This is a genomic window from Chryseobacterium sp. SIMBA_029 (genome assembly GCF_046535275.1).
Taxonomy (GTDB): Bacteria; Bacteroidota; Bacteroidia; order Flavobacteriales; family Weeksellaceae; genus Chryseobacterium.
This window is the reverse complement of the sequence record NZ_JAWRXA010000002.1, coordinates 388,869-413,558: the sequence shown is the minus strand read 5'-3', so window position 1 is coordinate 413,558 and position 24,690 is coordinate 388,869. Positions and strand designations below refer to the sequence as shown.

Below are 24,690 nucleotides of genomic sequence, written 5' to 3'. Positions count from 1 at the left end.
CTATAGATCTTGTCCCACAACATACTGCAGGTTTTCGTAATATTGATTTAATTCTTTTTTGGTATCCAGGATGATCATTTTATTGCTGATATACGTATCCAGAAAATCCATATACTCCAGCATGCTTATATTTCTGAGTCTGAAATTTTTCTCATGGCTGGTGAGCAGACCATCTAAAGTGGTTTCATACAAATCATCGATTTCGTGAGAGATTTGCTGGGTTCTGATGTAATTTTGAAACACCGAAACAATTTCATTTTCCGATTTCAGAATATTCTTACGGGTTTCGTAACCTGATTTGGTGATTTCCAATTTTGCTTCCTGAATATTTCCTTTGTTCCTGTCGAAAACTGTAAGGTCAAACGACACTCCCAATCCAATAAAATCTTTCATGATATTTCCTCCGCGGTCATAGCCTAAAGACAGCGCAATATCCGGTGTCTTTAAAGCATTCTGTAATTCCAGATTTTTCTGTGCATACTTTTCTTTGTTTTTTGTCAGTAAAATATCCGAGCGGTTTTCTTTGGCGATATTCATCCATTTGGACAATTCCAATTCGGAAATCTGTTGAGCCGGCATTTCCAACGGATCTGAAATCACAATATAAGATGAAGAAGGAATGATAAGCAGCGCTTTCAGTTCTGCCTGCTGCTCTTCGATGTCCTGATGTAAGGAAATCAGCTTTTTCTTAAATTCAATTTCCTGAGCTTTCAGCCTGATGTATTCAGATTTGCTGATATTCCCAAGATTCAATTGATTTTGATAGGATTTCGTTAATTTCTCAATAGAAGAAATCTGGTTATGATATAATTTCTGCTGCTCCTGATTGTATATCATTTCGGTAATGGTATTCCGCAAGAGTTTTTTAAGCTCACGCAGCACTTCCTGGAGCTCATACTTTTCTCCATCCACTTCAATTTTCTGAAGTTCGATATTCTTCCGTCTTTTTCCGGCGGTTTGTATTACCTGCTCTATTTCAGCCGAGATCTGGGTATTTTTTCCCCAGTTTCCGATCAGTGCAGGCTGTTGTTCAATATCATAAGTTCGCCATAAATTGACTTCACTGATGCTTAGTTTAGGGTTAGGCCAGAATTTAGCCTGTACTACACGGGCTTCAGCCTGGGAAATCTCAAGTTTTTGACTGATAAGATCCAGATTGTTCGCAATAAAGATCGATTCAGCTTCTTTTCTGCCAATCGATAGAGTATCGGAAATCTGCGCTGAAAAGAAACCGAAAAAATGAATGTACAATACGGTAAAAATAATTTTCTTCAAGGTCTCATATTTAAGACCACAAAGCTATTTCCTGCACATTAAAGCCCAATTCAAATAGAATTAAGATTGGATTAGGCCCACATTAGAGTTTGATTAGAGTGTCCCGGATACTTTGGGAAATGTAAGAGAAACCGTAGTTCCCCGGCCGATCACAGAATTAATTTCCATGTCAATATGATGGTGATCAAAAATACTTTTAGACAGCGAAAGTCCAATGCCACTCCCCTTTACATGATCAACATTTTTGCCCCTGTAAAAAGTTTCTGTCACTTTACCGAGATCATCATCGGTAATTCCTTTGCCTTGGTCTTTAATCTCTATCTGCAATTGTTGATTATTTTCCAGCAATGTAATTACAATCGGATGATGATCAGAATATTTAACAGCATTTTCCACAAGATTATACAATGCCAGATATAACAGCGTTTCATTTCCCGGAAACTCCAGCAAATACGGTTTTGTAATTTGCAAATCAATACTAATGGAATCGTTATTTTCCAACTCTTTAGGATGTAACTTTTCATAAATCTTCCAGATCAGTTCATCAATTCGTACCTGTTGGTGAGATTTTTCAAGTTTGGTCAGCCCCGACATCAATAAAAGATTATTGAGAATGTTTTCGATCTCATATACATTTTCTAATGACTCTTTAACCACATTTCTATATTCTTCCGGAGTTCTGTCTTTTTGGGCAAAAACTTCCAAATTTCCTGAAATGGCTGTCAAAGGTGTTTTAAATTCATGGGAAACATAATTGATAAAATTCTGCTGCAGTAAAATACTTTCAGAAATTCTGCCCAGTAATTTATTGTACGATTTAATAAGCTCATCAATTTCATCATGGGTATTGGTAGAAGTAATCGCTTTAGAAATATCGTTATATTCTACATTATTGATCCGCTCAACCACATTAGAAATTGGCTTGTATACTACCTTAGAGAGATACCGGCTCAAAAAGTATATTGCCAGAAGCCCGATGATCAATACACACAGCATAATCACCGAAAGCCTGATCATCTGCGAGGTAAAAGAACAGCTTGATGATTTGGCAAAGACCACAAAATTCCCCTGATTATCCGGATAAAAAATACCATAATAGAAATTATTATCCGCCATGAATTGCACACTTTTGCTGTTTCTTGCAATCCGCAGATGTTGCAGCTTAATATTTTTATCATTCAGGTTCTGTCCGAAAGTCACCTGATTATTCTGATCATATACAGCGACCTGTTTGTTTTCAATAAGGTGGGTGTATTCGCGTTTTATCTGAGCATGCCTGTTTTTCGGGAGTTCATCTTTTTCGAGGTAGTAAATCGCAGAAATCAGTGCTGTATTTTTCAGCCTTTCAAAATAAGAGATCTTCGTACTGTCATAATACGCCAGGAAAATGATTCCAAACGTAACGATGGAAACAATGCCGAATGAAAGGCTGGAAATCAGGGTAAATCTGTTTCTTAATGTCATTAATCTTTAACCAGGTAACCTGTTCCTTTTACGGTATGAATGATTTTTTGTTCTGTTTCATCAATTTTATTCCGGATATAGGAAATATAAACATCCACGACATTCGTGGTACTGTCAAAATTAATCCCCCAAACATTATGTAAGATCTGTGTTCTGCTCAATACTCTGTTTTTATGCTCCATCAGAAAAGTCAGAAGCTTATATTCGGTAGGAGACAATTCAATTTCTTTATCGTTCTGGATCACTTTATGAAGATTGGTATTGATCCTCAGATTTCCACACGACAGAAGTTCGGTATCTTCCTGATAGCTCAATTTATTCCGTCTTGTGAGTGCTTTGATTCTTGAAATCAGCTCTTCAAAATGAAACGGTTTGGATAAATAATCATCAGCCCCCAGATCAAGCATTTTTATTTTATCATCTGGACTGTTCAACGCACTTAAAACCAGGATAGGTGTATAATTTTTTTTGAATCGGATAAGCTGGGTCAACTGCATTCCATCCATTCCCGGAAGCATAATGTCCATCAGAATAATATCAAAATCATAGGTGTTGATAAAATCACGTGCCTTTTCCCCGGAATCTGCAAGCACAATCTGGTACCCGGCTTCCCCCAACCCTTTTACAAGGAATTTACTGATTCGCTCATCATCTTCAACTAACAAAATATTCATAGATCCTGAAATTTCCTATAAATATAAGGATTCAAAAAAATAAGCCTGTATCAAATACACTCTGCGAATCTATTTTAATAAAATCTTAAGCAGTGATAGTTATTCCAATAAATTTTTACACCCGGCTTTTTTTCATAATTTTGAAAGATGGAGCTGACCTATTTAATTATTGGATGTATTGCCGGAGGAATTCTGGGAGCGGTTATTTTATATTTTGTGCTGAAATCGTCTACGGTTTCAAGAAGTTCTTATGACGAACTGAATAATGCATATATTAAAAGTACATCAGATCAGGAAAATGCAAACCTGAAAATTCAGGAATTACATCTTACGCTCAATCAGGAAAAAGAACTGAGTTTACAGCAGACCGATCTTTTCAATGACCTTAAAAATGAGTTTGCAAAGATCTCAGCAGAATACTCATCGGTAGCCACTCAATTTCAGGAACACAGAAATATCAACGTGAAGCTAAATGCTCAAATTGACACGCTTTTAGCTGAAAAACAGGATATTTTCGCTAAAAATGCTGAACTTTTTGCAAAAAATGAAGGATTACAACAATCTCTCAATACCCAAAAAGAAGAAATCACCAAAATTCAGGAAGAGTCTAAACTGCAATTTGAAAATCTTGCTAATAAGATATTAGAGGAAAAATCTGAAAAATTCACCACTCTTAATCAGAACAATTTAAAAACAATTCTTGAACCTTTTCAGGAAAAAATTGCCGATTTAAAAAACCGGGTCAACGAAGCCTATGAAAAGGAAAATAAAGAGCGCTTCTCTCTGGCAGAAAAGGTAAAAGAGCTTGCAGAACTGAACCAGCAAATCTCTGAAGATGCAAAAAAACTGACAAGAGCTTTAAAAGGAGAAAGCAAAACACAAGGAAACTGGGGTGAGATGATTCTGGAAAGCATTCTTGAAAAATCAGGTTTAGTAAAAGGCAGGGAATATTTCCTTGAACATGAACTCCGTGATGAAGATAACAAAGCGCTGTTTTCAGAATTTTCGGGTAAAAAAATGCGTCCGGATGCCGTGATAAAATACCCTGATGAAAGAAATGTAATCATTGATTCTAAAGTATCTCTGACTGCATTCACAGAGTTGGTAGATGAAACCGATCAGGACATCTACATGATTAAGCTGAACCAACATTTGTCTTCTATCAAAAACCACATCAATCAGCTGAGCCAGAAAGCTTATGACGATTATGGAAAATCTCTGGACTTCGTGATGATGTTTATTCCAAGTGAGCCCGCTTATATTGCGGCAATGCAGGCAGACCCAAACTTATGGAACTACTCGTACGACAGAAGAATCCTTCTCTTAAATCCAAGCAACCTGATTACTTCATTAAAGCTGATCGCTGACCTTTGGAAACGCGAGTATCAAAATAAAAACTCCATGGAAATTGCAGAACGGGGAGCTAAACTCTATGATAAATTTGTAGGATTTGTGGACAATTTAGAAAAAGTCGGGAGAAATCTGGATCAGGCTAAAAATGTATACAATGAAGCCTATAAGCAGTTGTCTACAGGAAATGACAATCTTGTGATCCAGACCCAGAAATTGAAATCATTGGGAATTAAAAATAAAAAAGACCTGCCTCAAAGTATGATCAACAACTCTCAGGTTTATCTTGAGAATGATGAGGAATAGTATATTTCCTTTCTTTTAAAAGAAATTAACATCAGATCAAAAAATATTTTCCCAGCAGAAGTCGGGATTTTTATGGGTCTGTTTTTTACTTACCTGCTTATTTTTCATAACAACTAAAGAAGTCTAGTCATAAAATTTACATAATTTTGCAGCATGCTAATAGAAAGTCTTCAGAACGATAAAGTAAAATACATCACTAAGCTTATTACTGATAACCGATTTCGTAAAAAATCCAAAGTTTTTACGGTAGAAGGGCAGCAGGAAAATGAAAGGGCACAGCAATACAGCTTTGAAGCTGTAGAGTTTTTTGTCTGTGAAAGCATTTTCAAAGGAGATATCCCAAAGGGAAAGATCCATCATGTAAGCGAAAAGGTGTATGAAAAAATAGCATACCGTGGAAGTTCGGAAGGAATTATAGGAATTTACCATACCAAAGAATCGGAATTATCTTCTTTCAACCCAAAAAATAATTCTACGGTTATTATTGTTGAAGGGGTGGAAAAGCCGGGAAATCTCGGGGCAATCTTAAGAAGCTGTGAAGCATTTGGAATTGATGCCCTGATTGTAGCAAACGGAAAAGCAGACTTTTATAATCCAAACGTGATCCGATCAAGTGTAGGATGTCTGTTCGGAATGGAAATTTTTGAAGCTGAAAATGACGAAACGTTAGAATTTTTGCAGAAAAACAACTTTAACATCTATACCACTTTAATGGATGAGAGCGCAGAAGACCTTTATAAAAGAGATTTCAGCCAGCGGTCTGCTGTCCTTTTCGGAACCGAACATTCAGGCTTAAGTGATTTCTGGATAGGAAAAGGAAAAAACACATTGATCCCAATGGCTGGAAGCATTGATTCTCTGAATCTAAGCAATGCTGTTGCCATTACCTGCTATGAATCTTTGAAACAGAAGAAGGGATAAGGAAGATATTCAGATATTAGATTTCAGACACCAGACTATAGACTTTCATTAGGATAAACGACTATTAGAAACCATCTTTAAAAGGAATATCTAAAATATAAAGCATAAAAAAACCGCTTCACCAGGTGAAACGGTTCTTTTATTTGTTAAGCGTGAGCTAGAATTATTTCTTAGCAGCTTCTTTAGTTGCATCTTTAGCAGCTTCAGCAGCACCTTTAGCAGCATCAGCAGCACCTTTAGCAGCATCTCCAGCAGCAGCAGCAGTAGCTTTAGCAGCATCTCCAGCAGCAGTAGTTGTAGCAGCAGCAGCATCTTTAGTTGCACCAGCAGCAGCAGTAGCAGCAGAATCTACAACGTGAGCAGCAGAATCAGCAACAGTAGCAGCAGAATCAGTAGCAGCAACAGCAGCAGAATCAGCACCTCCTTCAGTAGAAGTAGCTTCAGTTTTTTTACAAGCAACTAGAGAGATTGCAGCGATAGCAGCTACGAATAATGACTTTTTCATAATAAATTAAATTTAATTTTGTTAATATTGTTTTTTTAAATTTTCTTCTGTTCTGTTATTTGAACAAGACAAAGGTATAGCAGATAGAAAAGTTGTTTATGAAAAATAATTGTAATACCTTTGTAAAATAGTTTTACAATTAAATATCACTGATAATCAATAATTTAATTATTTAAAATAAATTGACAGATTTAGATCTATTGCATTTTGAGCAGCTAAAAAAGGATGTGCAGGCTCAATATTTAAAAGAATACACTCCTTCCCATGATGATATTTCAAAATGGAAAGGAATTGATATTATATATTTCCAGGAAGACCTTCGCAAAAAAGCAAAAGGCAACATCAGCGAAAAATCTTTTTACACCTATTTCAAAACTTCACCGGTTACTAAAATTCCAAGAATTGATATGCTCAATTTATTGAGCATCTATGCGGGTTACGATTCATGGTATGAATTTAAAAAACAGCATCTTTTTTCCGGAGAATTGCTTCAGGATGACACTGATTTAAGTGATGAAGAAGTGAAAGAATTAGAAGAAACGGTTGCCCAATCACCTGTTTCTTTAAAAACAGAGATTCAGCAGAATAAAATTGATTCCACGCTACAAGAAAATATTGATTTACAAAAATCAACACCTGATAATCAAGTATTTAATGAAAATAAAAATACTGATCAAAAAGATGTAATTTCAAAACCCAATAAAAACTTTTTTAGAAAAAATATCTGGGCAATTGTTACAACTGTGCTGATTTCTATAACAGGACTCCTTGGATTTAAGGATGAAATTTTTTCAAAGACCTATAAATACTGCTTTACAGATGCAGACAGAGGAACTTCCGTGATCAATACGCTTGAAATAAGAGTAATGAAAGAAAACGAGTCGCCTTTGATCTATAAAATAAAACCGGGAGAATGTTTCTACTATTCTACGAAGGACAAAAATCTCATCATGGAGATCAGCGCCCCTTTTTATGAATCTTTAAAGGTCAATAGAAGCCTTGAAAACGCTCCGGGAGAAGAATTGATTGAGATGAAGCCTGATGATTACAAAATGGCCGTTAATTACTTCTCAGTAAAAGATGCGAATGGGAACCCTGAGCTTCTTAAACAGAAAAGAAGTCAACTGGAAAACCTGATCAGCAGCAATGCCGTTATTTATCAGGTATATGATAATAAAACCTACGGTATAGAAAGACTGGACAAACAGAAGTACATTACTTTAGTTACTACCCCTACCACATCATTGAAAAATCTTAACGTCATTGAGATGAAAAAAGATAACAATGGGAAAATAATATCCATTAAATTCAAAATAGCAAGTACAGATGAAAAGAATAAATAATTTTTTAATTTTTACCTTAATGCTTCTCGCTTTGGCTTCCTGCAGCAAAAATAAAACCGAAGCAAGCGATCTGGATAAGCTAAGAAACAGCAACAATACTAAAAGTTATCCTGCGGTGCAGATGGATAGTATGCAGGCTGTCAATACGATTACCAAACAAAAAGTACAGGAACTTCTGGACCTGTCTACCCTTTACCTGTCGGGTAATAGGAATACAGAAATCGATACCGTCATCTATTCTCAAATGGAAAGCTATTTCCATAAGCCTGATACACTGACTTTCAAAAAACTGTTCAGAGAATTGGACAGCCTGAAAGTAAAGACCGTAAAAGTGAATAACCTGAATGTCTATAAAGAATTTTATAAGCTGGATACTCTGGATTATGCAAAGTTTAATGTAGAATATTTCGACAATAAAAACAGATCTCTTGGAATTTTTGAGAAAAATGCCCAATATATTTTACTTTCAACAGCTAAAGCAAAAAAGGAATTTAAGTTCTACTTCCTTGATTTTTACTCGGCACCATTGAAGAAAGACAGTACTTCGGTGGTAGTCACCAAGTAATCTAACGGAATATCATGTTCCCAGACATCTTCAATGATTTCATCGGGAGCAAAGTAATTAACCCCTATTTTTTTTGAGTGTTGAGAGAGGCTTTTAAAAAAAGCATCGTAAAAGCCTTTGCCATAGCCTACTCTATTTCCTTTTTTATCGCAGTATAGCAAAGGAGTAATGACATAATCAAAGTGGTTTTCACCAGAATCTTCGTTAGAAACCGGTTCTGAAATCCCCCAACTGTTGGTTTCAAACACTGTATCAGGAAAGATTTCTACTGAAATCAATCCATCTGCAATTTTAGGCACATACACACGGATATTCTGCTCTAAAAAATACGTAATGAATACTTTGGTGTTAATTTCATTAAACTTCTCAATCGGGACGAAAATATGGATCTTCTGCCCTGCTGTTGGTTTAAAATAATCAATACAATTTTTAAAAATCTTTTCAGATAACAAGAAAGCCTCATCGGAAGACAAGGCTTTTCTTTTTTGCATATATTTTTTTCTAAGCTCAGCTTTTAACATGATCAAATCGTTTTTACTGAATAATTTCTAACAAACAAACCGGACGAAGTTTAACACATTTTTAAGTTATACGTTGTCAGAATTCTGTGCAATTTTATATAATTTGTCCGATAAACGAACTCTGAATGGAAGTTCAAAGGTAATCTGATCTCCTTTTTTTGCAATTTCGCAAGGACTTCCATTGCCATAAATTTCAGTGATGGTAAATTCCTGTTCTCCAGTAGTAGGACCTGAAATCAATACTCTATCTCCAACCGAAAGCTCTTTATTTTCAATTAAAAACTGTGCAATCTTTGATTTTGTATAATAATGTTCTGCTTTCCCTATCAATGTTTTTTTGACAGTTATTTTCTGGCGAACATTTTTTGTTATTGCTTTTGCTAAAGGTTTATCTGGTAAATCACCTGATTTTTTAAATTTCAATGCTTCAGACTTTCCTTTTCTGAACACTTTATTTCCAACCTGCAGTCCGCTTCTTAATTTCACCTGTTCCTCTAAAGGCAGATGGGTAATTTCCAGACATTCTGTAGAACAACAGTTCTCCATTGCAGCTTTACATTCATCACACTGGATAAACAGTAAATGACATGCATCGTTGGAACAGTTGGTATGGTTATCACAAGGTTTTCCACACTGGTGGCACTGTGAAATAATATCATCTGTAATTCGTTCTCCTAAACGGTGGTCAAATACAAAGTTTTTACCGATAAATTTACTTGGTATTCCTTCTTCTCTTATCTGGCGGGTATATTCAATAATTCCGCCTTCTAGTTGATATACGTTTTTAAAACCCTGATGTTTAAAGTATGCACTGGCTTTTTCACAACGGATTCCACCGGTACAGTACATCAACAGTTTTTTATCTTCTTTGAAATCCTGTAACTGCTCGTTGATAATCGGTAAACTTTCTCTGAAATTTTCCACATCAGGCGTAATAGCCCCTTCAAAATGACCTATTTCACTTTCGTAGTGATTTCTGAAATCAACCACAATAGTATCCGGATCTTCAAGCAAATTATTAAATTCCTGTGCTTTTAAGTGAATCCCTTTATTGGTAACATCAAAAGAATCATCATTCAAGCCGTCAGCAACAATTTTATGTCTTACTTTTATGGTTAGCTTTAAAAAGGAATGATCATCCTGGTCCACCGCTACATTTAAACGGATTCCTTTCATAAAATCATATACTTCCAATGTATCGCGAAACGCTTCAAACTGATCTGCAGGAACACTCATCTGAGCGTTGATTCCTTCATGTGCCACATAAATACGGCCCAATGCATCGAGTGCGTTCCAGGCTATAAACAATTCGTCACGAAATTTTTTGGGATCTTCAATTTTGGCGTACGCATAGAAAGACAATGTAAGACGTTCCTTACCAGCTTCATCAATAAGTTGAGCTCTTTCTTCTGCGCTTAAGGTGTTATACAGTTGCATGCTATAAACGTTTTAAGTGAGAAAAATATTTTTGCAAATATAATGATTTTTTTAATTGAGTTAATTCATCAGCACCACCCCAACCTCAAGAACACCTGGAAATAAGCAATATCACAAAGGATAATTTTTGTCATTAATGGTAAATACTCCCATAATAATTGAATAAACAATTTTGTATTTATTAGTAATTTAGACTTAACTTTAATGACAATACAACCATCTATATGTCATATTGTCATTAATATTTTTTTAAGGTTTGTTAATTGAGACCTTAATAATTATAGTATAATATATAAATTATTGCTATTGTTGTTAAATTTTAGTTAAAGCTGAAACATTCAATACCAATTGCATACCTATTTAGCATTAAATTTGTTTACAGTTAAACAAAATAAGTAATAAATAACTAAGAAAGATATACAATGAAGAGTACTTTAAAAAAACTATTACCATTTGCTGTAGTAGGAGTAATCTCCGGAGCTACTACTGTTGGAACATTACAATATTTTGGTCAACATTCTAATAATGGAGACCAATCATACTTCACTTCATCACCGAATGCCTCATTTGTAGGCATGAATACTTCGGCGACCGGAGATGATTTTGTAAAAGCGGCCAAGACAACTGTTCCCGCTGTTGTAACTATTAAAAATTATCAAAGCAGAACCACAAGCAGAGCTTCAGAACAGGATCTGTTTGACTTCTTCTTCGGTGATCCATTCGGAGGCGGAGGAGGCAGAGGCCAGCAAAAGCAAAGACAGCAACAGCAGGCTCCTGATAATATGCCATCAGGGATGGGATCAGGTGTGATCATCTCTCCGGACGGTTATATCATCTCGAATAACCACGTGGTAGCAGGCGCCAATAAATTAGAGGTTGTATTAAGCAATAAAAAATCTTATATCGCTACCCTGGTAGGAACAGACCCTAATACTGATATTTCGTTATTAAAGATCGAAGAAAAAGGACTACCATTCCTGAATTTTGCCAACTCCGATAATATTGAAGTAGGACAATGGGTACTTGCGGTAGGAAATCCACTTGGATTAAATTCTACAGTAACTGCCGGTATTGTTTCTGCTAAAGGAAGAGGTATCGGAATTTTAGGCGGACAAGGAAAAGCCAGCAACCCTATTGAAAGCTTTATCCAGACGGATGCTGCCATTAATCCAGGTAACTCCGGAGGTGCATTGGTAAATGTAAACGGAGACCTTATCGGAATCAACTCTGCTATCCAGTCTACCACAGGGTATTACCAGGGATACGGATTTGCAGTTCCTGCCAACCTTGCCAGAAAAATTGTTGAAGACATCAAGAAATTCGGAATCGTACAGAGAGGATTCCTGGGGGTAACTTCACTTGATTTATCTGACGACCAGCAGGTAGCATTATACAACAAAAGCAAAAACACGACTATAAAAACAGGTTCCGGAATCTATGTTACTGGATTCGGAGATAAGAGTGGTGCTGAAGATGCAGGTCTTAAAATCGGAGATATCATCACGAAGATTGATAATGCTCCTGTGACAGACTTCGCTGATCTATCCATTGCTGTAGGAAGCAAACGTCCTGGTGACAGAGTATTGGTGACCTATGTAAGAAATGGAAAAGAAAACACAACAACCGTAACGCTGAAAGATCAGAAAGGAGGAACTTCCACCAAAACAAAAGCTGACCTTAGTGTAACAGAGAAAATTGGAGCTGAGTTTGATCCGCTTAATGACAAATTCAAAACTGAATACGGACTGAACAGTGGTGTTGTGGCGAAAAGCGTATCTGAGGGAAGCGAAATGGCGAAAATCGGAATTGTAGACAACTACATCATTATAGAAGTCAACGGCAAGCCGGTAAATTCCCAAAAAGATGTTGAAAAGATATTAGATAAATATCAGGGCAATGTACAAGTGAAATTCGTAGATGATTACGGAAGAATCTATACGAAAGGGTTCAAAATGCCTTAATCAGAATAATTAAACAACAACTTCATATCAACAAAAAACGCTGCAAATTGCAGCGTTTTTTTTATTTTGATTTATTCATTTTTTCAGCGATTCTTTTTTTCTTATTCCGTTCATAAATAACTTCTACAATTTTACCTCCTATCCAGGAAAAAGGGAAAAAGGTAAGAAATATAGAGATCTTATAAAAGGTAGGATGATAAGGAAATATAATCACATCCAGCATCGCTATAAACAGCATGATAAACCCAATCAGGATTGCATAGGCTACTTTTGCATACTTCACAATAATGGCAGTTGCCACACCCCCGACTGTAGTTCCTAACCCGGAAATAAACAACAGGAAGCCAAAAAATGCCTTATCGCCTTTCATGCTAAAAAGAAACCTCTGCCAGTGCTCAAACGGAGCAAAAGCATCGAAAGTTACCCATTGCGGAAAAGCCCTTATACCAAGAGTGATAATAAGCCCCGCTATACCAAGGCCCACCAAAACCGCAATTGTATTTCTTATAATGTTCATTAATCCTGATGTGCAATCATAGAAATTTCTATATCAACATTTTTAGGCAGACAAGAAACCTGTACCGTTTCACGGGCCGGGAAACTTTCTGCATCCAGATAAGAAGCGTAAATATCATTCATTACTGCGAAATCATCCATGCTCTTAAGGAAGATGGTAGCTTTTACAACATTTTTAAATGTCATTCCTGCTTCTGTAAGAATCGCTTCAAGGTTTTTCATAACCTGATGCGTTTCTTTTTCAATTCCTTCTACTAATTTACCAGTTGACGGATCTACAGGAATTTGGCCAGAGATGTATAAAATACCATTTGCCATGTTCGCTTGTGAATAAGGCCCGATTGCTGCAGGAGCATTAACTGTGTTAATTATTTGTTTCATATGTGGATATTTATTTTTTTCAAAGGTCCTTTGGAATCACTACCGTCTGCATTTATCTTTAAGAAAATTTCGTCAGCAACGATTTCATTAGAATTTATTTTGGGTGCAAATATAAAATTTATATTATCAAATGCCAATCCGATATTAGAAAGGTGCACCCGGCTGCGTGAAACTTCTGTCTTTATACTTAAGTGCATCACTTAAAATGTTGGCTTTTATCCCGATAAAGAAGTCGTACACTTTATATTGTCCGAACGGAACCCAGTTGAAATTAATGGTAAAACTTCGCTGATCTCTCGAGAATCCTATTCTTGTATAAGCCAGCTGTTTCGTTACCATATCATAATGGGTACTTCCGTTGATATTCCAGTATGGAGTAAGTTTAATACTTCCGTCCATTCCTACGGAAGCAATTTTAGTACCTTCCCGTGAAAGACTTCTGGAATAAGCATAATTAGCATTAACATTCAAAGTCCATGCCTGATCGAAATGCGCATAATGATCATCATCAAAATAATACTTCTCATTTCGGACCTCTCCTTTTGAAGAATATTTTTTAGCATAATCTGTCTTTTCACCAAAAAGCTCACTGCTTAAAGGATAAGAAAGCTGAACATTAAATCCTTGTACACTGAAACTTCCAAACTGCTCCGTTCTGATTCCTGTATCTTGTCCCGGGATAAAAATAATTTTATACGGATCCAGAGAAAGACTTGTATTAACGCTTAATTTATTATTGAAGAAAGAAGATTGTCCGTTGATCGTTAACACAGACCATGGGTGATCTTTAGCTGCAAAATTGTAGTTTCCTGAAAGATTTAAAGATTCAAATAATTTTACTTTTTTCACTCCGGTAGAATCCTTTTTAGATTTAACCTTCATCTCAATATTATTTCCGATATTAAATCCTAGTGCACCTACCATTCCGCTTGAAGGACTTCCTACAATTCCTTTTTCAAAGATGGAATACGGAGTTAAAGCACCACTCGCATTGTAATAATTTCTGTAATATCCGAAGTTAGGACTCGAAAAATCCGGAGAATAAGTAAATCCGATACTCGGCGTCATCATATGTCGAATCGCTTCTATGGAAGATCCTTTTTTAAACTTCAGCATTCCGAATAAAGTAGTCTGAAGACTGGCAGTTGTTGTGAAAGTAGAATATCCCGTAAGATTTTTATCAATCTCATCCACCACTACATTTTTTACAGGATCATAAAATCTGTTCAGGGTCTTCGTCGTTAATGCGTTATCAACATTTGCACTTAAACTGAACGTAAAATATTTTGCCAGGGTTGTATTGGTCCCTATTGCAATATTATTTTTAAGTCCTGTCTGCATTTTATCCCACATCGCTTTTGTGAAAAGCTCATTTTCCTGTGTAGTCACAAAGTTAGTTAGGTTAAATCCTGTATTGATGGTAATATTTTCCAGAAGCCCCTGTCTTACTCCCGTTTTTGATTTTAATAAATAAAACTGGTTGATGGCCACGTTCATTTGAGGAAGACGAAGATCCGCCAATCCCGTTGCAAAATTCTGAGAATAAGAGGCTGTTCCCGTAATCGTTACCGGAAGTTTCAGGAATCTCTTCGTAAGAGTTACCGTTGAGTTCTGCTGGGTATTCAACACATTCTGGTTGAAGATATAATTGTTGTTAAGCGGATTATTATAAAATTTGGTACTTACCATATCCACGGAAGCTGCAAACGTAAGGAAAGGGTTTGCTTTGGTGTCCTGTGTATGATTCCATGTAATTCTGTAAGTACTGTTTTTGGTATAGTCGTCCAATCCTTTGATCCCTCTTACCATTGTTCCCACATCTGCCGTAAATGTTCCGGAATAGCGGTATTTCTTCAAGTAGTTCATCTGCGGCCTCAGGTTCCAGCTTCCTTTGGTATAGATATCCGCAAGTACTTTCATATCAAAATGCTCTCCTATCGGCTGGTAATATCCAATTCCGTTCAGGAAAAACCCTACATCTTCCCTTTCTCCAAAACTCGGAATCAAAATCCCCGCTGCTCTCTTGGCAGAGAAAGGTAAAATAGCAAATGGCATGATCAAAGGAGTCGGAACTCTTTCGATATACATCTGGATAGGCCCTGTAACAATCTGAGATTTATTTTTGGTCTTGATTAACTTAATGTTGGAAGCCCGCATGAAGTAATCGGCTGCCGTATCTTTTTTCTTAATGAAATATTCATCCGTCGTATAATCCGCATTTCTCATGGCAAAGACTGAATCATTGTATTTTTTAGTCTTTTTCGCAATGATTACCCCTTCACTTTCTTCTGTTCTTGCATTAAAAGCGATTGCCTGTCTTGTTTTGGTATTATAGCTGAATTCGTTCGTTTCGTACTTTTTTCCGGCCTGAGTGGTAATTACCGGCTCGATAATCTTTCCTAAAGAATCCAGTTTTCCACGGGCATAAATTAAATTTTTATCATCATCAATAGAAATATAATCTGCATCAATCTGCATGTCCTGGTACTTTACCTGGGCCTTTTTATTGAGGTAAGTCATCTTTTTTTGGACATCTCTTCTCTGATCTTCAGCTTTTGTGCGAAGAATATCTTCCAAAGATTCTTTTTTTACAACTATGGTATCCTTTTTGGGAATAGTATCATTAACCGTATTTTTAGGCAATTTTTCAGGATTTTTCTGTGCTAAAAAATTGTTAAAAATTAGGATAATTAAAATTTGTAATATATTTTTGAGGACGGTTTTGGCCAATTTTGTTATATAATTTAAGGCTCAAAATTAGTATAATTTTTAAAACTGTAAGATGCACAAACAAAATTTTAAAATAATTTTATCATTTCTCCTTATCATTTTAAGCAACTTTATCTTTTCACAAAAGAAGTTTACCATCGTTTTAGACGCTGGGCATGGGGGAAGTGACCACGGAGCCAATAGAACATACAGTGATATCGGAAGGGTGGCAGAAAAGGACGTTACACTGGCAATTACTCTGAAAGTGGGTAGCATGCTTGAAAAAAATAAAGATTTTAAGGTAATTTATACCCGTAAGTTTGACGAATACCCTTCACTTTCGGACAGAACGAACCTTGCCAACAGAAGTAAAGCTGATCTTTTTGTGTCCATCCACTGTAATTCATCAGTGAGACCGACTGCTTATGGAACGGAAACTTATGTTCAGGGGCCCAACCAGAATGATGAGAACCTTGAAGTGGCAAAAAGAGAAAACGATGTGATCTTCCTCGATGAAAAAGATAAGCAGACCTTCGGATCGTATAATGCCAGCTCACCGGAATCTTTAATTGCCTTAAAACTTCAGCAAAGTAAGTATTTGGAATCAAGTCTTTTGCTTGGCGGACTGGTAGAGGATAATTTTGTGAATAAAGACAAAAGGTTTTCAAGAGGTGTTTTCCAGAAAAACCTTCACGTTCTCCGTATGAATGCGATGCCATCGGTGTTGATTGAGACGGGTTTCATCAACCATCCTGAAGAAAGCCACTATCTGGCCTCTGAAAAGGGTCAGAATGAGATCTCTGAAAGTATTTACAATGCTATTATTGAGTATAAAAAAGCCGTTGACCGAAAATCTGGAGGATCAATCGCCATGAATAATAAAAAGCCCGAGCCTGAAAAGCCAGCAGAAACTGCGCTAAAAAATGATTTCAGAATTTTATTACTGAGTTCTCCTGTAAAATACAATGAAGGAGATCCGGCGTTAAAAGGGCTGAATTATATTCTTCCTCTTAAAGAAAACGGTCAGTATAAATATTATTATGGGGTTACCAACATGGCTTCCGTAAAAGATATCAATTTAAAAACGGCTAAAGATGCCGGCTTCAGAAATGCTTTTGCAGTAGGATTTATGCCTAACCAAAAACTAAGTACCGGCTACTATACGATAGAGGTATTTGTGGGTGAAAAACTGAACGGAAATTCTTTTATCTTACAGACATTGAAGGATGTAGAGAGAAACAAGGACAACGGAGTATTCTACTACACCTATGGTAAAGTCTATAGTTTGGAGGACGCAGTGAAGCTCCAGAAGGAGATCGAAGCGAAGGGAATTAAGAATACAATTATTCAAAAAGTTTATAAATAATCTAAAAAATAATTTTGAAGTTAAAAAGTTAATCGCTACTTTTGCAACCTCAAAATTTGGCCTATTCGTCTAGTGGTTAGGACTCAAGGTTTTCATCCTTGCAACAGGAGTTCGATTCTCCTATAGGCTACTAAACTACATCACTCAATCCCTGATCAATACAAGGTTCAGGGATTTTTTTATTCCAAAAGTCAACGGAATCTCCACGGATTTTAAAAGAACTCTCGTACACGCTTTGTACAGGACGAATTTCCAAAATATTTTTTAATCTCCAAAATTTTTCTTTCCTTTTGTATCTTTTTGTTTCTTGAAATTGGTTCGGAAATATTTTACCGCTCTCAGGCATGAAAGTGCTTTGAATTTCCATCTTTGTCTGAAAAACATGGGCTACCATTAAGAGAACAAAAAACAGGCTCAAAATAAGCCTGTTTCCCATGTTTTCACCAACACATCTAATAAATTATTATTTCCGCAATCTTATACCCCTATGTTTTGATCGTTCAATTTTCAAAGACATCAAATCAATCAACCCAAAATCCAACAAAACACAACTAATAATTACCCGCTTCTCCTTACTACTTTAATTGCCTTTAATTTTCGGTGGTAGTTCCATACTGAGTTTTATAATAAAAAGTTTATATCCAAATTACAATTGAGTAAGTTATCAACTATCTGTTTAACGATTGAATATTATTTTATTCACAGGAAATAACACAAATACTATCTAATTCGATATATTTTATTTAGAATTAATCCAAATTTAAAACAAAACATAAACGTATTATAATAATACTTATTTTTGAAACTCAAACACAAAAAACACCTTATAAACTTGAAAAAAAACACATACCTTTTCTTCCTATTATTTCTATTATTTCTTTGTCAATTCTCATTTGCTCAGCAGTTTCAATTAACCGGAAAAATAGTTTCTGGAAATGGCTCTCCTTTAGAGTTTGCCGAAATCTCAATATTAAAAAAAGATTCTACAGCGGTTAATAGTGAACTTAGTAATAATGCTGGATTATTTTCAATTAAAGCTTATACAGGTAATTATATAATTCAAATTAAAAGATTTAAAGATGTTCTTTATTCAAGGAATATTGATTTAAATAGTAATCTTAACTTAGGAGAAATTAAAATTGATAATATAAAGAATATAAAAGAGGTAATACTTGACGGAAAAAAGAAGCTGATAGAGCGGAAAATAGACCGTTTAATTTTTAATGTAGAAAACTCGATATCATCTACAGGAGGTGATGCCTTGGATGTATTAAAGGTTACTCCTGGAATCCGTGTTCAAAACGATCAACTTTACATGGTAGGGAAGAATAATCTTTCATTATTAGTTGATGATAAATTAGTTCAATTTTCGGGTAGTGATTTAACAAACTATTTAAAAACAATACGATCAGATGAAATTGCAAGTGTTGAAGTAATTACAAACCCATCAGCAAAGTATGAAGCAGAGGGAAATAGTGGATTAGTAAATATCAAACTAAAAAAGAATAAAAAAGATTCTTGGAGTGCTTCTGTGAGATCCATTTATGAACAAAACACCTATGCTAGCGGAACTTTTGGAGGAAACTTTAATTATCAGAAAAAAAATTTTACAATTCAATCTAATTTATCATATACTGATGGCTCTCTTAAACCACAGGAAACTGAACAAATTGATTACCCATTAAAAAATTGGTATAGTAATACTATTACTAGAAATTATTCAAATCTTATATCAGGTAAACTAGGAATTGATTATAAAATTAATGATAAGTTTACACTAGGAGCTCAATATTTAGGAGGTAAAAGTTCACCAAACATTAAGCAAAGCGCAAATTCAAGTCTTTTAGGGTTAGACCAGAATCTAATTAATGATTTACATACAGATTTATCAAATAAGAGGACTAATGAAAATCATTTATTGAATTTTCATTCATCTTATGTCATGGATTCTTTAGGTAGAAAGTTGACTTTAAACGTAGATTATTTTAAGTTCAAAAAAGAAAACAACCAACTGTTTTCTACATTTATTAATGATTATGAAAATGGAAAACAACAATTTCTATCAAGTAATAACTTAGGAGAGCAAAATATAGAAAATTATTCTATAAAACTAGATATGGAGCATCCACTAACTCTCGTAAATCTAAGCTATGGAGGTAAATTATCGTCTACAAAAACAGCTAATGACCTAACATTTTTTAATTTGAATACGGGTAATCCTGTTTATGATGCCAACCAAAGTAATACATTTAATTATACTGATAATATCCAATCAATTTATTTCATGGGAAATAAAAAATTTGGAAAAGATAAATGGGAAGTTCAAGCAGGTTTAAGGCTAGAAAGCACCCAAACAGACGGTATTTCATTGACAACAGGTCAACAAACAAAATTAAACTATACAAAACTATTCCCCTCTTTTTATATTTCATATACACCCAATGATGATAATACATTTTCTTTAGATTATGGACGAAGAATAAGTAGACCTAGATATAATTTGCTTAATCCATTCAAAACATATTCTAGTAGTTACTCATACTCTGTAGGAAATCCATTATTAAAACCTAGTTATTCAGATAATATTACATTTAACCACACATTTAAAGGTGTTTTAAATAGCTCAATTTATTATTCATTAGAAAGTAGTGGATATTCAATGATTACATTTATTGATAATAACTCGATAAACCAAATAACAAGTCCAGTTAATTATTATACATCTCATCAATTCGGCTTAAATGAAAGCTATACATTTAATAAATTTTCTTTCTTGGAAAGTTATATAAGTGTAAATGTATCTTATTCAAGAACCATTTCTGACAACCCATATACCGAAAAAATTACAGAAGGGTTTGGAGGTGACATTTCTTTAAACAACTCATTTATATTCAATAAATCAAAAACTTTTTTAGGGGGTGTAGATCTTTCATATTCTTTTCCTACTACTTTTTTAAACACTAGAAATAAGTCTATTTTTAATATGGATATTGGATTAAGATACTTACTAATGCAAAAAAACCTGCAAATCGGTTTTAATGTCTCGGATATTTTCAAAACGAATAAACAAAAATGGACAACTGTAAACAATAATATTAATATTTACAGAACAAATTACGAAGACGTTCGAGGATTTCGGCTTTCAGTACTTTATAAATTCGGAAATAATAAGCTAAAAGTTAAGGACTCGAAAACAGGCAGTATTGAAGAATTCGGTAGAGCTAAAGGAGATTAAAGTATAACTATCTATAATGATAGTATATTATATGTGAAATTTTATTTTTATTAATCAATTAATCGTTTAATTATGTTTAAAGACAACTTTAAGAAAATGGTTCTAAAGAAGGATTTCAAAAATACTGATTTTGAAATCATACAGGACAGTCAGGCATCATCTATTATTGGTGGATGTAATGCATTAGTACAATGTGGAACATTTACAGGAGCATGTGGTGATTTACAGCGATGTAATAAGTTTACTGAGAAAAGCAAATTAATAGAAGAATCTTTGTAAAAAAACTAAAATTATGTTCAAAAACAAATTTAAAAAAATGACTCTTAATAAGGATTTTAAGAGTTCTGATTTTGAGATCGTGAAAGATTCTCATGCTTCATCAATTATTGGTGGTTGCATTTCACTACAATCTTGCAATATTTTTACAGGTTCTTGTGATAACACTCTAGCAAAGTGTAATTCTTTTACTGAGAAGCACAAACTAATGGAGGAATCTTTGTAAGATTCATCCAATTTCAATGAGAAGTTGTCTTAACGAGTATTTGTTAAGGCAACTTTCTTTCTAATTAAAACATAAATGAAATGAAAAAATTTTCAGAATATTATTTAGCAACGGATGAACTATCTGAAATGGGAATGCCTGATAAAAGGATCATCTTTTCTACAAGAACATCATCATCAATTCTTATAGATGAGAATATTTATCAACATGCTATAAATGAAGAATTTCATAAAATAGATGAAAACATCTATAAAACCTTATTGGAGAAAGAGTTTGTTATCGATAAAGAACTGGACGAGTACAATAGCATAATGTATATTAATAAAGAGGCTAGGGAAAAGACCAACTTTCTTGGTATGACGATACAACCTTCTGCAAATTGCCAGCTAGGATGCCACTATTGTGGACAAACCCACACTAAAGATTATGCTAGTAATGATCTTATACAAAAATATTATGATAGGACTAAATATTTACTAGAAAATAATCAATCTTATAATGGCCTAGCTGTAACTTGGTACGGAGGAGAGCCATTAATGGGATATTCATCGATTAAAAAAACTTCAAAAAAATTAATTGAATTATGTAAAGAAAAAGGATTTTCTTATGTAGCAGACATTATAACAAATGGGCTGAGTTTGAAACCAAAACTATTTGAAGATTTGGTAAAGGAATGTAAAATCACCCATTATCAGATAACAATAGATGGTACAGCAGAAAGTCATGATAAAAGAAGAATAACAAAATCAGGTGAACCAACTTTTGATATAATAATGCGAAATATAGTTGATATTGTTAATACTGAAATTTATAAAGAATACGATTGTAATATTTCTATTCGAGTTAATATAGACAAAACCAACTATCAATTTGTAGAGCCATTAATAGATTGTGTAATAAGTAATAATTTACAAGGAAAAGTTTCTATGTATTTTGCTACTATTGTTGATTTTGGAGGAAATGATGCTGGTAAAGACAGCTTATCTAAAGATTTTTTTGCACAAAAAGAAATAGATTGGTTATTTAAATGTTATGAAAATAATATTGATGTAGGGGCTATTCTTCCTAAAAGGTCTTACTCCGTTTGTATGGTAGAAAATAAAGATAGTGAAGTTTGGGATGCCTTTGGTAACATTTACGCTTGTTGGGAATTTCCTTATTCTGAAACTTATGAAAAAGGAGATAGTTTGATTGGTAATCTTTTCGAACCTGTTGATACATATAATCAAAATGCAACTTTAAGAAATTGGTCAGAAGTAGTAGACTCAGGAGAAGTATGGTGTAAGACTTGTAAACATTTACCTGTGTGTGGAGGTGGATGTCCTAAATCGTGGCATGAAGGCACTCCCGCCTGTCCCCCGTTTAAATCAAATTATAAAGAAAAACTATTACTAGATTATTATATTAGACAAAAAAGAAAAGAGATTGCCGAAGCTTAAAATAGTTTACCAGCTAGATGAAATGGACTGCGGACCATCATGTTTGGTTATGATTGCTAAGCATTATGGTAAAGAGTATAGTCTTTCTTATTTGCGTGATATTTCATTTATTACAAAAAACGGAGTTAGTTTGTTAGGAATATCTCAAGCAGCACATACAATTGGCTTTGATACTATTTCTGCAAAACTTACACTTGAAAAATTAAAAGATAATGACCTTCCTTTCCCGTGTGTTCTTCATTGGAATGAAGGGCATTTTATTGTATTATACCGAGTTAAAAAAAAACGACTAGGAAAATACCTGTACTATATTGCCGATCCTGCACATGGTCATGTAAAGATAAGTGAGGAAAATTTAAAAAAAGGCTGGATGCATAATGAGGATAAGGGAATTGCTTTATTTTTAACTCCTAAAGAGGAATTTTATAGCCTAGAATCAAACGCTAATAATACTAATTTTTCATATTTATTAGAATACTTAAAGCCTTTTAAAAAGCAAATGTCAACAATATTTGGAGGATTGCTTTTAGGTAGCTTAATTACTCTTATTTTCCCTTTTTTAACGAAAAATTTGGTAGACAAAGGAATATCACACAAAAATCTAAATATAGTAAGTCTTATTCTAATTTCTCAACTGTTTCTTTTCTTTAGTCAAACTATTATCGAAATTTTTCGGAATAGAATATTACTCTATGTGGGTACTAAAATTAATATTCAAATAATCACCGATTTTTTAAGCAAATTAATGCTTATGCCGTTGAAATTTTTTGATTCTAAAAGAACTGGGGATCTAACTCAAAGAATACAAGATCATAAAAGAATTGAAACATTTCTTACTTCTCAAAGTATTTTAACTTTATTCTCTTTATTAAATTTTTCTGTTTTCTTTTTTGTATTGGCTTATTATAATTATTTTATTTTACTTATCTACATTTCCTTTACGATAGTCTCCATACTTTGGGTAATTTATTTTCAAAAATATAGAAAGGTATTAGATTATAATAGATTTAAACTACAAGCAGAGGACCAGAGTACTGTATATGAGCTTATCACAGGTATGCAGGAGATAAAATTAAATAGTTTTGAAGAATTTAAAAGGTCTCAATGGAAAATCATACAAGATCAGTTATTTAACGTAAACTTAAAAGTTTTGAGGATTGATCAATTGCAACTTTCAGGATATACCTTTATGAATAACATTAAAAATATTTTTATTTCATTTATTGTTGCTAAAAGTGTTATTAATGGAAATTTGACATTGGGAAGTATGTTAAGTATATCTTATATTGTTGGGGAGATGAACTCTCCTATTAATCAGTTGATTACTTTTTTTCGCTCTTTACAAGATGCTAAATTGAGTTTTTCAAGACTTAGCGAAATTCACAATTACGAAAATCATAATAATGATATTTCTTTATATAATGACGAATCTTTTATCGATGAAGTTCAAAATGAAGATGCTGGAATTAAAATTAATAATTTAAGTTTTCAGTATGGAGGACCAAAATCTCTTTATGTATTGAAAAATATAAATCTTTTTATTCCAAATAATAAAATAACAGCAATCGTTGGTGCAAGTGGTAGCGGAAAAACTACTTTATTAAAATTGATATTAAAATATTACGATGCTACTCATGGGTCAATTTTTATTGATAATAAAAACTTAAAAAATCTTGAATTTGAAGATTGGAGACAGTATTATGGTACAGTTATGCAAGAAGGATTTATTTTTTCTGAATCAATTGAAAGAAATATTGCAACTTCTGATGAAAAAGTTGATGATTTAAAACTTAAATCAGCAATCAAAACTGCCAATTTGGAAGACTATATAAATAATTTACCTATGGGGGTGAAAACCAAAATAGGAGCCTCAGGATTAGGTATTTCAGGTGGACAAAAGCAAAGAATACTTATAGCAAGAGCAGTATATAAAAATCCAGATTTTCTTTTTTTTGATGAAGCGACCAGTAGCCTAGATGCTAATAATGAAAAAGTAATAATGGAGAATTTGGAACTATTTTTTAAAAATAAAACTGTCATTATTGTAGCACATAGACTTTCTACTGTAAAAAATGCAGACCAAATTATTGTTTTAAAAGATGGAGAAATTGTCGAACAAGGAAATCATAATGAATTAGTAAGCAACAAAGCAGATTATTTTAATTTGGTAAGAAATCAGCTTGAACTAGGAACATAATTTTCATTTTTACTACGCCATAA

The 24,690-nt window shown here is 34.0% G+C and carries 19 protein-coding genes and 1 tRNA gene; 11 read left to right on the top strand and 9 right to left on the bottom strand.

All coding sequences use genetic code 11. The features are described 5' to 3' along the window. The 3 genes from SB679_RS05060 to SB679_RS05050 all read right to left on the bottom strand — a co-directional run bounded on the left by SB679_RS05060 (nt 1) and on the right by SB679_RS05050 (nt 3,413). Nucleotides 1-1,275, bottom strand: coding sequence for a TolC family protein (locus tag SB679_RS05060; RefSeq protein ID WP_410701126.1), 1,275 nt, complete (start codon nt 1,273-1,275; stop codon nt 1-3). 93 nt (nt 1,276-1,368) lie between these two features. Further along, a complete protein-coding gene (locus SB679_RS05055) occupies nt 1,369-2,739 on the bottom strand; it encodes an ATP-binding protein (protein WP_410701125.1) in 1,371 nt (456 codons plus the stop codon). After that, nucleotides 2,739-3,413, bottom strand: a complete 675-nt coding sequence (locus SB679_RS05050; RefSeq protein ID WP_410701123.1) for a response regulator transcription factor — start codon at nt 3,411-3,413, stop codon at nt 2,739-2,741. Before SB679_RS05050 ends, SB679_RS05055 begins: the two co-directional genes overlap by 1 nt. A 147-nt stretch (nt 3,414-3,560) precedes the next feature. On the opposite strand from SB679_RS05050, the gene rmuC reads away from it, so the two are divergent. Together rmuC and SB679_RS05040 are read left to right on the top strand one after the other, a co-directional pair. Then, nucleotides 3,561-5,069, top strand: coding sequence for a DNA recombination protein RmuC (rmuC, locus tag SB679_RS05045; RefSeq protein ID WP_410701122.1), 1,509 nt, complete (start codon nt 3,561-3,563; stop codon nt 5,067-5,069). 153 nt (nt 5,070-5,222) lie between these two features. After that, nucleotides 5,223-5,990 carry a TrmH family RNA methyltransferase gene (locus SB679_RS05040; RefSeq protein ID WP_410701121.1) on the top strand — a complete coding sequence of 256 codons (768 nt, stop codon included), beginning with the start codon at nt 5,223-5,225 and terminating at the stop codon, nt 5,988-5,990. A gap of 163 nt (nt 5,991-6,153) precedes the next feature. Here SB679_RS05040 and SB679_RS05035 read toward each other — a convergent pair whose 3' ends face one another. Continuing rightward, on the bottom strand, nt 6,154-6,495 hold the full coding sequence (locus SB679_RS05035; protein WP_410701119.1) for a hypothetical protein: 342 nt from the start codon (nt 6,493-6,495) through the stop codon (nt 6,154-6,156). A 182-nt stretch (nt 6,496-6,677) separates the two neighbouring features. On the opposite strand from SB679_RS05035, the gene SB679_RS05030 reads away from it, so the two are divergent. Continuing rightward, complete coding sequence (locus SB679_RS05030; protein ID WP_410701117.1) at nt 6,678-7,838, top strand: hypothetical protein; 1,161 nt, start codon at nt 6,678-6,680, stop codon at nt 7,836-7,838. After that, nucleotides 7,822-8,403, top strand: a complete 582-nt coding sequence (locus SB679_RS05025) for a hypothetical protein (protein WP_410701116.1) — start codon at nt 7,822-7,824, stop codon at nt 8,401-8,403. The genes SB679_RS05030 and SB679_RS05025 overlap by 17 nt, the downstream gene beginning before the upstream one ends. Here the strand turns inward: SB679_RS05025 and SB679_RS05020 are convergent. Both SB679_RS05020 and SB679_RS05015 read right to left on the bottom strand, forming a co-directional pair. Continuing rightward, nucleotides 8,352-8,924, bottom strand: coding sequence for a 5-formyltetrahydrofolate cyclo-ligase (locus SB679_RS05020; RefSeq protein WP_410701115.1), 573 nt, complete (start codon nt 8,922-8,924; stop codon nt 8,352-8,354). The two genes, SB679_RS05025 and SB679_RS05020, sit on opposite strands and share 52 nt — an antisense overlap. 66 nt (nt 8,925-8,990) lie before the next feature. Beyond that, nucleotides 8,991-10,361, bottom strand: coding sequence for a rhodanese-related sulfurtransferase (locus SB679_RS05015; RefSeq protein ID WP_410701114.1), 1,371 nt, complete (start codon nt 10,359-10,361; stop codon nt 8,991-8,993). Between the two features lie 422 nt (nt 10,362-10,783). Here SB679_RS05015 and SB679_RS05010 point away from each other — a divergent pair, with 422 nt between their 5' ends. Continuing rightward, a complete protein-coding gene (locus SB679_RS05010) occupies nt 10,784-12,322 on the top strand; it encodes a trypsin-like peptidase domain-containing protein (RefSeq protein WP_410701112.1) in 1,539 nt (512 codons plus the stop codon). Nucleotides 12,323-12,383: 61 nt separating this feature from the next. Here SB679_RS05010 and SB679_RS05005 read toward each other — a convergent pair whose 3' ends face one another. The 3 genes from SB679_RS05005 to SB679_RS04995 form a co-directional block, all read right to left on the bottom strand. Further along, the gene (locus SB679_RS05005) at nt 12,384-12,839 is read right to left on the bottom strand and encodes a hypothetical protein (RefSeq protein ID WP_410701111.1); all 456 of its coding nucleotides are present in this window, start codon (nt 12,837-12,839) and stop codon (nt 12,384-12,386) included. Next, the gene (locus SB679_RS05000) at nt 12,839-13,219 is read right to left on the bottom strand and encodes a RidA family protein (RefSeq protein WP_034708296.1); all 381 of its coding nucleotides are present in this window, start codon (nt 13,217-13,219) and stop codon (nt 12,839-12,841) included. Before SB679_RS05000 ends, SB679_RS05005 begins: the two co-directional genes overlap by 1 nt. Before the next feature lie 144 nt (nt 13,220-13,363). Continuing rightward, nucleotides 13,364-15,949 carry a putative LPS assembly protein LptD gene (locus tag SB679_RS04995; protein WP_410701110.1) on the bottom strand — a complete coding sequence of 862 codons (2,586 nt, stop codon included), beginning with the start codon at nt 15,947-15,949 and terminating at the stop codon, nt 13,364-13,366. 52 nt (nt 15,950-16,001) lie between these two features. Between SB679_RS04995 and SB679_RS04990 the strand changes: the two genes are divergently transcribed. From SB679_RS04990 to SB679_RS04965, 6 genes are all read left to right on the top strand, one after another. Beyond that, complete coding sequence (locus tag SB679_RS04990; RefSeq protein ID WP_410701109.1) at nt 16,002-17,294, top strand: N-acetylmuramoyl-L-alanine amidase family protein; 1,293 nt, start codon at nt 16,002-16,004, stop codon at nt 17,292-17,294. 58 nt (nt 17,295-17,352) lie between these two features. After that, nucleotides 17,353-17,424, top strand: a tRNA-Glu gene (locus SB679_RS04985). Between the two features lie 702 nt (nt 17,425-18,126). Then, complete coding sequence (locus tag SB679_RS04980; RefSeq protein WP_410701108.1) at nt 18,127-20,529, top strand: TonB-dependent receptor domain-containing protein; 2,403 nt, start codon at nt 18,127-18,129, stop codon at nt 20,527-20,529. 72 nt (nt 20,530-20,601) lie between these two features. Further along, the gene (locus tag SB679_RS04975) at nt 20,602-20,808 is read left to right on the top strand and encodes a hypothetical protein (RefSeq protein WP_410701106.1); all 207 of its coding nucleotides are present in this window, start codon (nt 20,602-20,604) and stop codon (nt 20,806-20,808) included. Between the two features lie 303 nt (nt 20,809-21,111). Beyond that, entirely contained in the window at nt 21,112-22,470 is a 1,359-nt protein-coding gene (locus tag SB679_RS04970; protein WP_410701104.1) for a radical SAM protein, read from the top strand. After that, nucleotides 22,457-24,667: a peptidase domain-containing ABC transporter gene (locus SB679_RS04965; RefSeq protein WP_410701103.1), complete on the top strand. Its 2,211-nt coding sequence runs from the start codon at nt 22,457-22,459 to the stop codon at nt 24,665-24,667. Before SB679_RS04970 ends, SB679_RS04965 begins: the two co-directional genes overlap by 14 nt. Nucleotides 24,668-24,690 lie beyond the last annotated feature (23 nt).